This window comes from Bacterioplanoides sp. (genome assembly GCF_965219715.1).
In the GTDB taxonomy this organism is placed as follows: domain Bacteria; phylum Pseudomonadota; class Gammaproteobacteria; order Pseudomonadales; family Oceanobacteraceae; genus Bacterioplanoides.
Genome location: NZ_OZ244785.1, coordinates 2,726,134 through 2,739,019, shown reverse-complemented (window position 1 = coordinate 2,739,019; position 12,886 = coordinate 2,726,134). Strand labels below are relative to the sequence as shown.

The window sequence follows — 12,886 nt, the reverse complement described above, 5'->3', positions numbered from 1 at the left end:
GTTTCCGTAAGGAGGCAGCGGTTTTTTCGTTTGGTTGCAGGCAGAAATTTGTTTGTACGGATTTCACTCACAGGCTGTCGAAATAGTTGAATTTTTAACCTGATCCGAGTATGCTTCCGGCCCCTTTTCTTGCACCCGCATGAAAAGGTTCGTTTAAAGACATTTTGGAGTTAGCTAAATGGCTACAATCAACCAGTTGGTTCGTAAGCCTCGTAAGCGCAAAGTGGCTAAGAGCGACGTACCTGCACTGCAGGCATGTCCACAGCGTCGTGGCGTATGTACTCGTGTATACACCACTACCCCTAAAAAGCCTAACTCGGCACTGCGTAAAGTATGTCGTGTGCGTTTAACGAATGGTTTTGAAGTGACTTCCTACATTGGTGGTGAAGGTCACAACCTGCAAGAGCACAGTGTTGTTCTGATCCGTGGTGGTCGTGTTAAAGACTTACCAGGTGTGCGTTATCACACTGTTCGCGGTACTTTGGATACTTCTGGCGTTGCTGATCGTAAGCAAGGTCGTTCTAAGTACGGTGCTAAGCGTCCTAAGTAACATCCTTTCTTTGCTGGTGACAGCAGTGAAGGGGTGTCTTAAGACACCGATAAGAGTAAGGCTGGGCGAATGTGTCAACATGCTCAGGCTGACCTGAAGACCTAAAGAGGGCTTATCATGCCAAGAAGAAGAGTCGCCGCAAAACGCGAGATTCTGCCAGATCCGAAATTCGGAAACGTTACTCTGGCAAAATTCATGAACCACGTAATGATCAGTGGTAAGAAATCCATCGCCGAAAAAATCGTTTACGGTGCACTGGATGCAGTTGAAGCTAAGCAGGGTGGTAACCCGGTTGAGCTGTTCGATGCTGCTTTAGAGGCTATCCAGCCTATCGTGGAAGTTAAGAGCCGCCGTGTTGGTGGTGCTACTTACCAGGTTCCTGTTGAAGTACGTCCTGCTCGTCGTATGGCTCTGGCTATGCGTTGGTTGGTAGATGCTGCTCGTTCCCGTGGTGAAAAATCCATGGCTCAGCGTCTGGCTAACGAAATGATGGACGCTGCTGAAGGCAAAGGCGCTGCGGTTAAGAAACGTGAAGACGTTCACCGTATGGCTGAAGCTAACAAAGCTTTCTCTCACTACCGTTTCTAAGTGGTTTGAGAAACTGGGCGCTGCTCTAATGCGCCCAATGTTAAGGTCGGCTCCATTCGCGAGCCGTCTTAACTGACCCCAAGACCAACCAGTAAGGACTCTATTACAGTGGCACGTACTACTCCGATCGAACGTTACCGTAACATTGGTATCTGTGCGCACGTGGATGCGGGTAAAACCACAACCACTGAACGTGTTTTGTTCTACACCGGCGTTTCTCACAAAATTGGTGAGGTACATGATGGTGCAGCAACAATGGACTGGATGGAGCAGGAGCAGGAGCGTGGTATTACCATCACCTCTGCAGCAACTACCTGTTTCTGGTCAGGTATGGGGAAACAGTTCGACGAACACCGTGTAAATATCATTGATACTCCTGGGCACGTGGACTTTACCATTGAGGTGGAGCGTTCATTGCGTGTGTTGGATGGTGCAGTTGTTGTTTTGTGTGGATCGTCCGGTGTTCAGCCTCAGACTGAAACCGTTTGGCGTCAGGCCAATAAATACGAAGTGCCACGTATGGTCTTCGTTAACAAAATGGACCGTGCCGGTGCCGACTACTTTATGGTGGTTGAGCAGCTGAAAGAGCGTTTAGGCGCAAATGCGGTTCCGATTCAGATCAATATTGGCGCTGAAGATGAATTCAAAGGCGTGGTCGATCTGATCAAAATGAAAGCCATTATGTGGAACGAGGAAGATCAGGGTACTACCTTCACTTACGAAGATATCCCGGCTGATCTGACTGACGTTGCTGCTGAATGGCGTGAGCATATGCTCGAATCGGCTGCTGAAGCTTCTGATGATCTGATGGAAAAATACCTGGAAGAGGGTGATCTGTCTGAGGAAGAAATCAAAGCTGCGCTGCGTCAGCAAACGCTGGCGAATGAAGCGGTTCTGGTGACCTGTGGTTCTGCCTTTAAGAACAAAGGCGTGCAGGCGGTGCTGGACGCTGTTATCGAATTTATGCCGTCTCCGACTGAGGTGAAGGCAATCGAAGGTATTCTCGACGACAAAGATGAAACCGTTGCTGAGCGTCATGCCTCCGATGAAGAGCCTTTTGCTTCCCTGGCATTCAAAATCGCAACCGACCCATTTGTTGGTACTCTGACTTTCGTCCGTGTTTATTCCGGCGTATTGCAGTCAGGTGATGCGGTATGGAACCCGGTAAAAGGTAAGCGTGAGCGTGTTGGTCGTATGGTGCAGATGCACGCCAACTCACGTGAAGAAATTAAAGAAGTGCGCGCGGGTGATATCGCTGCACTGATCGGTCTGAAAGATGTGACCACGGGTGACACCCTGTGTAATCAGGACCAGAAAAATCGTATCACGCTTGAGCGTATGGAGTTCCCGGAGCCGGTTATTTCGGTGGCGGTTGAGCCTAAGTCTCAGGCGGATCAGGAGAAGATGGGTATTGCACTTGGCAAGCTGGCTCAGGAAGATCCATCTTTCCGTGTTGAAACCGATGAAGAGTCTGGCCAGACCATTATTTCTGGTATGGGTGAATTACACCTGGACATCATCGTTGACCGTATGAAGCGTGAATTCAAAGTTGAATGTAACGTTGGTAAACCACAGGTGGCTTACCGCGAGAAGATTACTTCTACGGTCGAAATCAACCATAAGTTTGCTAAGCAATCTGGCGGTCGTGGTCAGTATGGTCACGTCGTGGTGCGCTTTGAACCTTCAGAAGATGAGTCGGAAGAAGGTCTGGAGTTTGTTAATGAGATTGTTGGTGGTGCGATTCCGCGTGAATACATCCCGGCAGTTCAGAAAGGCATCGAAGAGCAGATGAAAAACGGTGTTCTGGCCGGCTACCCATTATTGGGCCTGAAGGCGACGCTGTTTGATGGCTCGTTCCATGATGTCGACTCCAATGAAATGGCATTTAAAATTGCAGCTTCCCAGGCCACTAAAAAGCTGGGTCAAGAAGCAAATCCGGCCCTGATGGAGCCGATGATGAAGGTCGAAGTTGTTACTCCTGAAGATTACATGGGTGACGTCGTTGGTGACCTGAACCGTCGTCGTGGTTTGATCAGTGGCATGGAAGATTCTCCATCCGGTCGTGTTGTGAACGCCAGTGTGCCTCTGGCAGAGATGTTTGGTTATGCCACAGATCTGCGCTCGGCATCTCAGGGTCGTGCAACCTATTCGATGGAATTTGAAAAGTATGCGGAAGCGCCTTCCAGTGTGGCCGAAGCAATTATTAACCGTTACTAATTTAAAATAGTAATCACTTTATTATTTAACGAGGTGTTTCATGGCTAAGGAAACGTTTGAGCGTTCCAAACCGCACGTAAACGTTGGCACCATCGGTCACGTTGACCATGGTAAAACTACTCTGACTGCTGCACTGACTCGCGTATGCGCGGAAGTATGGGGCGGTGAGCTGGTTGCATTCGAAGGTATCGATAACGCACCAGAAGAGCGTGAGCGTGGTATCACTATCTCGACTTCTCACGTTGAGTACGAATCCCCAAGCCGTCACTACGCACACGTAGACTGCCCGGGACACGCGGATTATGTTAAGAACATGATCACCGGTGCTGCTCAGATGGATGGCGCTATCCTGGTATGTGGTTCTACTGACGGCCCAATGCCTCAGACTCGTGAGCACATCCTGCTGTCTCGTCAGGTTGGTGTACCGTACATCGTGGTATTCCTGAACAAAGCTGACCTGCTGGCTGAAGACTGCGGTGGCGCAGACTCTGAAGAATACGCAGAGATGCTGGAACTGGTTGAAATGGAACTGCGTGACCTGCTGTCTGAATACGACTTCCCAGGTGACGACACGCCAATCATCCCAGGTTCTGCTCTGATGGCTCTGAACGGCGAAGACGACAACGAAATGGGTACTACTGCTGTTAAGAAGCTGGTAGAAACTCTGGACGAGTACATCCCAGAGCCAGAGCGTGCGATCGACGGCGACTTCATTATGCCAATCGAAGACGTATTCTCTATTCAGGGTCGTGGTACTGTTGTAACGGGTCGTGTTGAGCGCGGCATCATCAACACTGGTGAAGAAGTTGCAATCGTTGGTATCAAAGAGACCACGACTACTACCTGTACTGGTGTAGAGATGTTCCGTAAGATTCTGGACGAAGGCCGTGCAGGCGAGAACGTTGGTGTTCTGCTGCGTGGTACTAAGCGTGACGAAGTTGAGCGTGGTCAGGTTCTGGCTAAGCCGGGTTCTATCACTCCTCACACCAAGTTCAAGTCTGAAGTATACGTACTGGGCAAAGACGAAGGTGGCCGTCACACGCCATTCTTCAAAGGCTACCGTCCACAGTTCTACTTCCGTACTACTGACGTAACTGGTGCTGTTGAGCTGCCAGAAGGCGTTGAAATGGTAATGCCAGGCGATAACGTAACTCTGGAAGTTACTCTGATCGCTCCGATTGCTATGGACGAAGGTCTGCGTTTCGCAATCCGTGAAGGCGGCCGTACTGTAGGCGCTGGTGTTGTTGCGAGCATCGTAGAGTAATAAGAAATTACAATTTCTTATTCTCGGTAAGTTGCTGAAATATCAGTGACTTACAACAAAAAGAAAAAGGCTTCATCCCTTGTGGGGTGCGGCCTTTTTTTATTGGCTTGACACTTTTTGTACAGCCGCATACAATTCGCGTCCCTTTTATTAGGGGAAATTAGAGGAATCGCTAGCCAACGCGGTTCTGGTTCTTTGATTTTGGGAGTTTGGTGATGCAAAACCAACGTATCCGTATCCGTTTGAAAGCTTTTGACCATCGTCTGATCGATTCTTCGACTCAGGAGATTGTTGAAACTGCAAAACGTACGGGCGCTCAGGTTCGTGGTCCTATTCCACTGCCTACTCGTAAAGAGCGTTTCACCGTTCTGATCTCTCCGCACGTTAACAAAGACGCGCGTGATCAGTACGAAATCCGTACACACAAGCGCATGCTCGACATTGTTGAGCCGACTGAGAAAACAGTTGATGCGCTGATGAAGCTTGATCTGGCTGCCGGTGTGGAAGTTCAGATCAGTCTGGGTTAATCCGAAAGGTTTTTTCCAGAACACACAGTGCTCTGTGTAACGCCCGTTCAACTGGGCGGCCATAGTGGGTTAAAGCCCCGTACACGAGAGGAAATACAAAATGGCAATTGGTATTGTCGGTAAAAAAGCGGGCATGACTCGCGTATTTACCGAAGCAGGTCAATCTGTTGCTGTAACTGTTCTTGAAGTAGCGCCTAATCGCATTACTCAAGTTAAAACCGCCGAAACTGACGGTTACAGTGCACTGCAGGTTACTTATGGTGAGAAGAAAGCTTCTCGCATTTCTAAACCAGAAGGTGGTCACTTCGCTAAAGCTAACGTTGAAGCGGGTCGTGGTCTTCTGGAATTCCGTACTGAAGAAGAGCTGGCAGTAGGCGAAAACCTGACTGTTGAGCAATTCGAAGCAGGTCAGAAAGTAGACGTAACCGGTACTTCTAAAGGTAAAGGCTTCCAGGGTGGTGTTAAGCGCTGGAACTTCTCTACTCAGGATGCTACTCACGGTAACTCTCTGTCTCACCGTGCTCCTGGTTCTATCGGTCAATGTCAGACTCCAGGCCGCGTATGGAAAGGTAAGAAAATGGCAGGTCACATGGGTGCTGAGCAGGTAACTACTCAGGGCTTAGAGGTTGTTCGCGTAGACGCTGAAAACAACCTGCTGTTGATCAAAGGTGCTGTTCCAGGTGCGACTGGTTCCGATGTAATTGTTAAACCAGCTGTTAAGGCTAAGGGGTAAGCAATGGAACTGAAAACTAACTCTGGTGCAGCGGTAGCTGTTTCCGACGTAGCCTTTGGTCGTGAATTTAACGAATCTCTGGTTCACCAGGTTGTAACTGCATACTTGGCTGGTGCTCGTCAGGGCTCTAAAGCTCAAAAGAACCGTTCTGATGTTGCTGGCGGTGGTGCTAAGCCATGGCGTCAAAAAGGAACTGGTCGTGCCCGTGCTGGTACTGCTAGCTCTCCAATCTGGCGTTCAGGTGGTGTTACTTTCGCAGCTCGTCCTCGTGACTTCTCTCAGAAAGTAAACAAGAAGATGTATCGCGCAGCGATGCAGGCCATTCTGTCTGAACTGGTTCGCCAAGAGCGTTTGATTGTTGCTGATTCTTTCGCAGTTGAATCTCATAAGACGAAAGAATTTGTTGCCAAACTGAACGAACTGAAGCTGGACAACGTATTAATCGTTGCTGGCGAAGTAGACGAAAAACTGTATCTGGCAGCTCGTAACGTACCACACGTTGGTGTTACTGAAGCTTCTGCTATCGATCCGGTTAGCCTGATTGCTTTCGATAAAGTTCTGGTAACTGTAGACGCTCTGAAAAAACTTGAGGAGACCTACGCATGAACCAAGAACGTATCTATAAGGTATTAGTTGCTCCGCACATCTCTGAAAAAGCAACCATCGTTGCAGAGAAAGCTGGTCAATACGTTTTCCGTGTTGCTCCTGATGCGACTAAGCCAGAAATCAAAAAAGCTGTTGAAGCTCTGTTCGAAGTGAAAGTTCAGTCCGTACAGACCGTTAACATCAAAGGCAAAACCAAGCGTACCGCTCGCGGTATGGGCAAGCGTAACGATATTCGCAAAGCCTACGTTCGCCTGGTTGATGGCCAAGACATCGACTTTGCAGACGCGGAATAAGGGGAGCTAAGTTATGGCATTAGTAAAAACTAAACCGACTTCAGCTGGCCGCCGCCACCTTGTAAAAGTCGTTAACAGCGAACTGCACAAAGGTAAGCCTTTTGCAGCTCTGTTAGAGAAGAAGTCAAAGTCTGGTGGTCGTAACAACAACGGTCGTATCACCACACGTCACATTGGTGGTGGTCACAAGCAACACTACCGTGTAATCGACTTCAAGCGTAACAAAGATGGTATCCCGGCAGTTGTTGAACGTCTGGAATACGATCCGAACCGTAGCGCCAACATTGCTCTGCTGAAGTATGCAGACGGTGAGCGTCGTTACATTCTGGCACCAAAAGGCGTTTCTGCTGGTGATCAGATCATGTCCGGTGAAGAAGCTCCGATCAAACCAGGTAGCGCGATGTCTCTGCGTAACATCCCGGTTGGTTCTGTAATTCACAACATCGAATTGAAGCCTGGTAAAGGTGGTCAGATCGCTCGTTCTGCGGGTACTTCTGCACAGCTGGTTGCTCGTGAAGGTGCTTACAGCACTCTGCGTCTGCGTTCCGGTGAAATGCGTAAGGTTCTGTCTGACTGTCGCGCGACCATGGGTGAAGTTGGTAACTCTGAGCACGCTCTGCGTGAACTGGGTAAAGCTGGTGCTTCACGCTGGCGTGGTGTTCGTCCTACCGTTCGCGGTGTGGTAATGAACCCGGTAGATCACCCACACGGTGGTGGTGAAGGTCGTACCTCTGGTGGTCGTCACCCAGTTACTCCTTGGGGCGTTCCAACTAAGGGCTACAAGACTCGTAAGAATAAGCGTACCGACAAGCTGATCGTACGTCGTCGTTCTGCGAAATAATTAGAGAGGATTGAACTGTGCCACGTTCATTGAAAAAAGGTCCATTTATTGACCATCACTTAATGAAGAAGGTAGAGACTGCTCTTGAGAAGAACGACAAACGTCCGATCAAGACTTGGTCTCGCCGCTCCACAATCTTTCCGGATTTCGTGGGGCTGACGATTGCTGTACACAACGGTCGTCAACACGTACCTGTTTTCGTAACTGAAGACATGGTTGGTCATAAACTCGGCGAATTCGCTCTGACACGTACCTACAAGGGTCACGTGGCAGATAAGAAAGCCAAACGTTAATAGGAGGGGTGAAATATGTCTGAAGTAGCCGCTGTATTACGTGGTGCTCGCTTATCTGCACAAAAAGCACGCCTGGTTGCGGATCAGATCCGCGGCAAAAACGTAGCTGAAGCGCTGGATATTCTGGCATTCAGTGGTCGTAAAGGCGCCGACATCATGAAAAAAGTATTGGAATCTGCGATTGCCAATGCTGAGCACAATAACGGTGCTGATGTCGATGAGCTGAGCGTATCAACTGTGTTTGTTGATGAAGGTATGACTATGAAGCGTATCCGTCCACGTGCTAAAGGCCGTGCGGACCGTATCTTCAAGCGTACTTGTCACATCACTGTGAAAGTTTCTGAATAGGAGTTGGTCAGATGGGTCAAAAAGTTCATCCAACCGGTATCCGCTTAGGTATTACTAAAGACCATAACTCGGTCTGGTATGCCGGTAAGGATAAGTATGCCGACAACCTGCTGACTGACATCGCTGTTCGTTCTCTGATCGAAAAGCGTTTAGAAAAAGCTTCAGTGAGCAAAGTTGTTATCGAGCGTCCTGCGCAAAACGCCAAAGTAACCATTCACACTGCCCGTCCAGGCATCGTGATTGGTAAAAAAGGCGAAGACGTTGAAGTTCTGCGTAAAGACGTAAGTGAACTGATGGGTATTCCGGTACACATCAATATTGAAGAAGTTCGTAAGCCAGATCTGGATGCCAAACTGGTAGCACAAAGCGTTGCTAGCCAGCTGGAGCGTCGTGTGATGTTCCGTCGTGCTATGAAGCGTGCAGTACAAAACGCTATGCGTGGTGGTGCTGAAGGTATCAAGATCCAGGTGAGCGGCCGTTTAGGTGGTGCTGAGATCGCTCGTTCTGAGTGGTATCGCGAAGGTCGTGTACCGCTGCACACTCTGCGTGCAGACATCGACTACGCAACTTACGAAGCACACACTACCTATGGTGTGATTGGCGTTAAGGTTTGGATCTTCAAAGGTGAGATCCTGGGCGGAATTCAAGAAGTCCGTGACCGCGCTAAGAGCAGCCAGGGTAAAAAGAAATCCGGTCGTTCATAAGGGGAATTAGATATGTTGTTACCAAAACGTACCAAGTTCCGTAAGGTTCAGACCGGCCGCAACCGTGGCCTGGCGATCCGTGGCTCTAAAGTGAGCTTCGGTGAATTCGGCCTGAAGGCAACTGGTCGTGGTCGTATGACCTCACGTCAGATCGAAGCCGCACGTCGTGCTATGACCCGTAAGGTTAAGCGTGGCGGTAAAATCTGGATCCGTGTTTTCCCAGACAAACCTATTACCGCTAAGCCTCTGGAAGTTCGTCAGGGTAAAGGTAAGGGTAACGTTGAGTACTGGGTTGCTCAGATTCAGCCAGGTCGCGTTCTGTACGAAATGGAAGGTGTTCCTGAAGAGCTGGCGCGTGAAGCGTTCTCTCTTGCTGCAGCAAAACTGCCTTTCAAAACTGAATTTGTTAAACGGACGGTGCTGTGATGAATGCAAGTGAGCTGAAAGAAAAATCAGTGGCTGAGCTGCAATCTCAGCTTGAAGAACTGTTGAGCGATCAATTCAAACTGCGTATGCAGAAGTCTACTGGTCAACTGGGTCAGTCCCACCTGATCAAGCAGACTCGTCGTGATATCGCTCGCGTTAAAACCGTGCTGGCACAGAAGGCAGGTGAATAATCATGACTGAGACAACTGTTCGTACCCTGAGTGGTCGTGTCGTGAGCAACAAGATGGACAAGTCCATCACCGTTCTGGTTGAACGTCGCGTAAAGCACCCGATCTATAAAAAGTTCGTGAAAAAATCAACCAAGGTTATGGCCCACGACGCCAATAACGAGTGTCAGATTGGTGACACAGTTACTGTTAAAGAGTCACGCCCTCTGTCTAAAAACAAGACTTGGGCGCTGGTAAGTATCGACGAGCGCGCCGCCAAGGTTTAATACCAGGCGCAGTTAGTAAGGAGCGATAGGCATGATCCAAACGCAAACCATGCTTGACGTTGCTGATAACAGTGGCGCGAAGCGAGTTCAGTGCATCAAAGTACTGGGTGGCTCGCATCGTCGCTACGCTGGCATCGGCGACTTGATCAAAGTATCCGTTAAGGAAGCAATTCCTCGCGGTAAAGTTAAGAAAGGTCAGGTGATGACCGCAGTAGTTGTACGTACCCGTAAAGGCGTACGTCGTCCAGACGGTTCTATTATCCGTTTCGACGTCAACTCTGCTGTACTGTTGAACGCATCTAATGCGCCAATTGGTACCCGTATCTTTGGCCCTGTTACTCGTGAACTGCGTTCTGAGCAATTCATGAAAATCATTTCCCTGGCACCAGAAGTGCTGTAAGGGAGGGGTGACTATGTTAAAGATTCGCAAAAATGACGAAGTAGTAGTTATTGCTGGTAAAGACAAAGGCAAGCGCGGCAAAGTACAAAAAGTACTGGCTGACGGTCGTCTGATCGTGTCCGGCATTAACATGGTGAAAAAACACCAGAAACCAAACCCGTACCTGCAACAGCCAGGCGGCATCGTTGATAAAGAAGCTGGTATTCAAGCTTCTAACGTTGCTATCTGGAACGCTAAAACTGAAAAAGCTGACCGCGTTGGCTTTAAAGTTGAAGGCGACAAAAAGGTACGTATCTTCAAATCCACAGGCGAACAACTGGACGCCTAATCGGACCTGGATACTGCTATGTCACGTTTAGAAAAACTGTACAAAGAAGAAGTAGTAGCCAAGCTGAAAGAAGAGTTTGGTTACGATAATGTAATGCAAGTGCCTAAGATCACTAAAATCACCCTGAACATGGGTGTTGGTGAAGCTTTGGGTGACAAGAAGCTGCTGGACAGCGCGGTTGCCGATATGGAAACCATCGCTGGTCAGAAAGTTGTTGTTACTAAGGCACGTAAGTCAGTAGCGGGCTTTAAGGTTCGTGAAGGCTGGCCAATTGGCTGTAAAGTAACCCTGCGTCGCGACCGTATGTGGGAATTCCTGGACCGTCTGGTAGATATCTCTCTGCCACGTGTTCGTGACTTCCGCGGTATTAACCCGAAATCATTCGATGGTCGTGGTAACTACAGCATGGGTGTGAAGGAACAGATTATCTTCCCGGAAATTGAATACGATAAAGTAGACAAAATCCGTGGTATGGATATCACCATCACTACTACAGCTAACACTAACGACGAAGGCCGCGCTCTGCTGAAAGCGCTGCAGTTCCCGTTCCGTAACTAAGGAGTTTGTAACATGGCAAAGATTGGCATGAAGCAGCGTGAACTGAAGCGTGAAAAGTTGGTCGCTAAGTTCGGCGCTAAGCGTGAAGAACTGAAAGCCATCATCAAAAACCCTAACTCTTCTGACGAAGAGCGTTGGGATGCACAAATAGCACTGCAAAAGCTGCCGCGCGATTCTTCCGCCAGCCGTCTGCAGCGCCGCTGTCAGATGACAGGTCGTCCTCACGGTGTATACCGTAAGTTCAAACTGTCTCGCATTAAGTTGCGCGAAGAAGGCATGAAGGGTAATGTCCCTGGCCTGAAAAAAGCTAGTTGGTAAGCAATTCCCAAAAGCTGTAGAATGCGCGCCTGTTTTCTAATCCGTTGATGATTTTTATCGGCAACGGTTGATAGGTGCGCGTTCTTATCGCTGTATGGGGCGCTGTACAACCGAGGTATATTTAAAATGAGTATGCAAGACACGTTGGCGGATATGTTCACCCGCATTCGTAATGCCCAGCAAGCTGGTCATACGAATGTGAGCATGCCGTCTTCAAAGATCAAAAAATCCGTAGCCCAGGTTCTTGAAGCCGAAGGTTACATCAGTGGTTTTTCTGTCGAAGAGTCTGTTAAAGCAACAATGACTATCGACCTGAAATACTACGAAGGTAAGCCAGTTATCGAGCGTATTGAACGTGTTAGCCGTCCAGGCCTGCGTCAGTACAAAGGTGCTGCTGAGCTGCCAAAAGTAGAGGCAGGCTTAGGCGTTGCTATCGTTTCCACTTCTAAAGGCGTTATGACTGATCGTGCTGCTCGTGCTGCGGGCGTTGGCGGTGAAGTTATCGCGACCGTATTCTAAGGAGTATTAACGATGTCTCGCGTAGCAAAGGCTCCTGTCGCTATCCCAGCCGGTGTTGAAGTAAAACTGGCTGACGACAAAATTTCTATTAAAGGTAAGCAAGGTCAGTTAGACCTGGACGTTCACGCTTCTGTGGCTATCAGCCAGGAAGAGAGCGTACTGAAGTTTGCTCCAAAATCTAACGACAAAGCGTCTAACGCTTTGGCTGGTACTTTCCGTGCTCTGGTTAACAACATGGTTAAAGGTGTATCAGAAGGTTTTGAGAAAAAGCTGATCCTGCAAGGTGTTGGTTACCGTGCGAAAGCATCCGGCAACACTCTGAATCTGTCATTAGGCTTCTCTCATCCTGTAGATTATGAGCTGCCAGAAGGCGTTAAAGCCGAAACTCCTAGCCAAACTGAAGTCGTTATCAAAGGTATCGACAAGCAGAAAGTTGGTCAGGTTGCAGCTGAAATCCGGGGCTACCGTCCACCAGAACCTTATAAAGGTAAAGGTGTTCGTTATGCTGATGAAAATGTGCGTCGTAAAGAAGCCAAGAAAAAGTAAGGTCTAGGCCATGAATGAGAAGAAAAAAGCTCGTTTGCGCCGTGCTCAGAAAACTCGCTCACATATCCGTGAGAAGAGCGCGGTACGTCTGTGCGTTCATCGTACGCCCAGACACATTTACGCACAGATCATCTCTGCCAATGGCGCTACCGTCCTGGCAACTGCTTCGACTGTAGAAGCCGATCTGCGTAACGAAATCACTGGTAATGTTAACGCTGCTTCTAAAGTAGGTCAGCTGATCGCCCAACGTGCGAAAGAAGCTGGCGTAACTAAAGTTGCGTTCGATCGTTCCGGTTTCAAATACCATGGTCGTGTTAAAGCTCTGGCTGATGCGGCTCGTGAAAACGGCCTGGAATTCTAAAGGGTAAAGATC

General features: G+C 48.9%; 22 protein-coding genes. All 22 read left to right on the top strand.

Translation table 11 applies throughout. From position 1 onward, the window contains the following. Positions 1-178: 178 nt before the first annotated feature. The 22 genes from rpsL (at position 179) to rplR (ending at position 12,874) form a co-directional block, all read left to right on the top strand. A complete protein-coding gene (rpsL, locus tag ACOQOZ_RS12990; protein ID WP_068655045.1) occupies positions 179-550 on the top strand; it encodes a 30S ribosomal protein S12 in 372 nt (123 codons plus the stop codon). 117 nt (positions 551-667) lie between these two features. Beyond that, positions 668-1,138, top strand: a complete 471-nt coding sequence (rpsG, locus tag ACOQOZ_RS12985; protein ID WP_068660962.1) for a 30S ribosomal protein S7 — start codon at positions 668-670, stop codon at positions 1,136-1,138. A gap of 108 nt (positions 1,139-1,246) precedes the next feature. Further along, positions 1,247-3,355 carry an elongation factor G gene (gene fusA, locus ACOQOZ_RS12980; protein ID WP_420588581.1) on the top strand — a complete coding sequence of 703 codons (2,109 nt, stop codon included), beginning with the start codon at positions 1,247-1,249 and terminating at the stop codon, positions 3,353-3,355. Between the two features lie 40 nt (positions 3,356-3,395). Beyond that, positions 3,396-4,619, top strand: coding sequence for an elongation factor Tu (gene tuf, locus ACOQOZ_RS12975; RefSeq protein WP_420588580.1), 1,224 nt, complete (start codon positions 3,396-3,398; stop codon positions 4,617-4,619). A gap of 215 nt (positions 4,620-4,834) precedes the next feature. Then, complete coding sequence (gene rpsJ / locus ACOQOZ_RS12970) at positions 4,835-5,146, top strand: 30S ribosomal protein S10 (RefSeq protein WP_068655016.1); 312 nt, start codon at positions 4,835-4,837, stop codon at positions 5,144-5,146. Positions 5,147-5,246: 100 nt separating this feature from the next. After that, entirely contained in the window at positions 5,247-5,879 is a 633-nt protein-coding gene (rplC, locus tag ACOQOZ_RS12965) for a 50S ribosomal protein L3 (protein WP_420588579.1), read from the top strand. Between the two features lie 3 nt (positions 5,880-5,882). Beyond that, positions 5,883-6,485, top strand: a complete 603-nt coding sequence (gene rplD, locus ACOQOZ_RS12960; protein ID WP_420588578.1) for a 50S ribosomal protein L4 — start codon at positions 5,883-5,885, stop codon at positions 6,483-6,485. Beyond that, a complete protein-coding gene (rplW, locus tag ACOQOZ_RS12955; protein WP_420588577.1) occupies positions 6,482-6,778 on the top strand; it encodes a 50S ribosomal protein L23 in 297 nt (98 codons plus the stop codon). The genes rplD and rplW overlap by 4 nt, the downstream gene beginning before the upstream one ends. A 13-nt stretch (positions 6,779-6,791) precedes the next feature. Further along, positions 6,792-7,619, top strand: a complete 828-nt coding sequence (gene rplB, locus ACOQOZ_RS12950; RefSeq protein ID WP_420588576.1) for a 50S ribosomal protein L2 — start codon at positions 6,792-6,794, stop codon at positions 7,617-7,619. A gap of 17 nt (positions 7,620-7,636) precedes the next feature. Continuing rightward, positions 7,637-7,912, top strand: coding sequence for a 30S ribosomal protein S19 (rpsS, locus tag ACOQOZ_RS12945; RefSeq protein WP_420588575.1), 276 nt, complete (start codon positions 7,637-7,639; stop codon positions 7,910-7,912). A gap of 15 nt (positions 7,913-7,927) precedes the next feature. Further along, on the top strand, positions 7,928-8,260 hold the full coding sequence (gene rplV, locus ACOQOZ_RS12940; RefSeq protein ID WP_420588574.1) for a 50S ribosomal protein L22: 333 nt from the start codon (positions 7,928-7,930) through the stop codon (positions 8,258-8,260). Positions 8,261-8,271: 11 nt separating this feature from the next. Then, complete coding sequence (rpsC, locus tag ACOQOZ_RS12935; RefSeq protein ID WP_068655003.1) at positions 8,272-8,964, top strand: 30S ribosomal protein S3; 693 nt, start codon at positions 8,272-8,274, stop codon at positions 8,962-8,964. Positions 8,965-8,976: 12 nt separating this feature from the next. Next, positions 8,977-9,390, top strand: coding sequence for a 50S ribosomal protein L16 (gene rplP / locus ACOQOZ_RS12930; protein ID WP_068655001.1), 414 nt, complete (start codon positions 8,977-8,979; stop codon positions 9,388-9,390). Further along, complete coding sequence (rpmC, locus tag ACOQOZ_RS12925) at positions 9,390-9,581, top strand: 50S ribosomal protein L29 (RefSeq protein WP_068654154.1); 192 nt, start codon at positions 9,390-9,392, stop codon at positions 9,579-9,581. The genes rplP and rpmC overlap by 1 nt, the downstream gene beginning before the upstream one ends. 2 nt (positions 9,582-9,583) lie before the next feature. Next, positions 9,584-9,844 (top strand): 30S ribosomal protein S17, encoded by a 261-nt coding sequence (gene rpsQ / locus ACOQOZ_RS12920; protein WP_068655000.1) that lies wholly within the window; start codon positions 9,584-9,586, stop codon positions 9,842-9,844. Between the two features lie 31 nt (positions 9,845-9,875). Beyond that, the gene (gene rplN / locus ACOQOZ_RS12915) at positions 9,876-10,244 is read left to right on the top strand and encodes a 50S ribosomal protein L14 (protein ID WP_068654997.1); all 369 of its coding nucleotides are present in this window, start codon (positions 9,876-9,878) and stop codon (positions 10,242-10,244) included. A 13-nt stretch (positions 10,245-10,257) separates the two neighbouring features. Then, on the top strand, positions 10,258-10,572 hold the full coding sequence (gene rplX / locus ACOQOZ_RS12910; protein ID WP_255858402.1) for a 50S ribosomal protein L24: 315 nt from the start codon (positions 10,258-10,260) through the stop codon (positions 10,570-10,572). A gap of 18 nt (positions 10,573-10,590) precedes the next feature. Next, on the top strand, positions 10,591-11,130 hold the full coding sequence (rplE, locus tag ACOQOZ_RS12905) for a 50S ribosomal protein L5 (protein ID WP_068654994.1): 540 nt from the start codon (positions 10,591-10,593) through the stop codon (positions 11,128-11,130). Positions 11,131-11,142: 12 nt separating this feature from the next. Beyond that, entirely contained in the window at positions 11,143-11,448 is a 306-nt protein-coding gene (rpsN, locus tag ACOQOZ_RS12900) for a 30S ribosomal protein S14 (protein ID WP_068654992.1), read from the top strand. 126 nt (positions 11,449-11,574) lie between these two features. Beyond that, positions 11,575-11,967: a 30S ribosomal protein S8 gene (gene rpsH, locus ACOQOZ_RS12895; RefSeq protein WP_420588573.1), complete on the top strand. Its 393-nt coding sequence runs from the start codon at positions 11,575-11,577 to the stop codon at positions 11,965-11,967. A 12-nt stretch (positions 11,968-11,979) separates the two neighbouring features. Then, on the top strand, positions 11,980-12,513 hold the full coding sequence (rplF, locus tag ACOQOZ_RS12890) for a 50S ribosomal protein L6 (RefSeq protein WP_068654989.1): 534 nt from the start codon (positions 11,980-11,982) through the stop codon (positions 12,511-12,513). 10 nt (positions 12,514-12,523) lie between these two features. After that, positions 12,524-12,874: a 50S ribosomal protein L18 gene (gene rplR, locus ACOQOZ_RS12885; RefSeq protein WP_420588572.1), complete on the top strand. Its 351-nt coding sequence runs from the start codon at positions 12,524-12,526 to the stop codon at positions 12,872-12,874. Positions 12,875-12,886: the final 12 nt, after the last annotated feature.

Bases quoted from the DNA above. Each gene is read 5' to 3' on its own strand.
- rpsL (WP_068655045.1), top strand. From the start codon at position 179: ATGGCTACAATCAACCAGTTGGTTCGTAAGCCTCGTAAGCGCAAAGTG.
- rpsG (WP_068660962.1), top strand. From the start codon at position 668: ATGCCAAGAAGAAGAGTCGCCGCAAAACGCGAGATTCTGCCAGATCCG.
- tuf (WP_420588580.1), top strand. From the start codon at position 3,396: ATGGCTAAGGAAACGTTTGAGCGTTCCAAACCGCACGTAAACGTTGGC.
- rpsJ (WP_068655016.1), top strand. From the start codon at position 4,835: ATGCAAAACCAACGTATCCGTATCCGTTTGAAAGCTTTTGACCATCGT.
- rplC (WP_420588579.1), top strand. From the start codon at position 5,247: ATGGCAATTGGTATTGTCGGTAAAAAAGCGGGCATGACTCGCGTATTT.
- rplD (WP_420588578.1), top strand. From the start codon at position 5,883: ATGGAACTGAAAACTAACTCTGGTGCAGCGGTAGCTGTTTCCGACGTA.
- rplW (WP_420588577.1), top strand. From the start codon at position 6,482: ATGAACCAAGAACGTATCTATAAGGTATTAGTTGCTCCGCACATCTCT.
- rplB (WP_420588576.1), top strand. From the start codon at position 6,792: ATGGCATTAGTAAAAACTAAACCGACTTCAGCTGGCCGCCGCCACCTT.
- rplV (WP_420588574.1), top strand. From the start codon at position 7,928: ATGTCTGAAGTAGCCGCTGTATTACGTGGTGCTCGCTTATCTGCACAA.
- rpsC (WP_068655003.1), top strand. From the start codon at position 8,272: ATGGGTCAAAAAGTTCATCCAACCGGTATCCGCTTAGGTATTACTAAA.
- rplP (WP_068655001.1), top strand. From the start codon at position 8,977: ATGTTGTTACCAAAACGTACCAAGTTCCGTAAGGTTCAGACCGGCCGC.
- rpmC (WP_068654154.1), top strand. From the start codon at position 9,390: ATGAATGCAAGTGAGCTGAAAGAAAAATCAGTGGCTGAGCTGCAATCT.
- rpsQ (WP_068655000.1), top strand. From the start codon at position 9,584: ATGACTGAGACAACTGTTCGTACCCTGAGTGGTCGTGTCGTGAGCAAC.
- rplN (WP_068654997.1), top strand. From the start codon at position 9,876: ATGATCCAAACGCAAACCATGCTTGACGTTGCTGATAACAGTGGCGCG.
- rplX (WP_255858402.1), top strand. From the start codon at position 10,258: ATGTTAAAGATTCGCAAAAATGACGAAGTAGTAGTTATTGCTGGTAAA.
- rplE (WP_068654994.1), top strand. From the start codon at position 10,591: ATGTCACGTTTAGAAAAACTGTACAAAGAAGAAGTAGTAGCCAAGCTG.
- rpsN (WP_068654992.1), top strand. From the start codon at position 11,143: ATGGCAAAGATTGGCATGAAGCAGCGTGAACTGAAGCGTGAAAAGTTG.
- rpsH (WP_420588573.1), top strand. From the start codon at position 11,575: ATGAGTATGCAAGACACGTTGGCGGATATGTTCACCCGCATTCGTAAT.
- rplF (WP_068654989.1), top strand. From the start codon at position 11,980: ATGTCTCGCGTAGCAAAGGCTCCTGTCGCTATCCCAGCCGGTGTTGAA.
- rplR (WP_420588572.1), top strand. From the start codon at position 12,524: ATGAATGAGAAGAAAAAAGCTCGTTTGCGCCGTGCTCAGAAAACTCGC.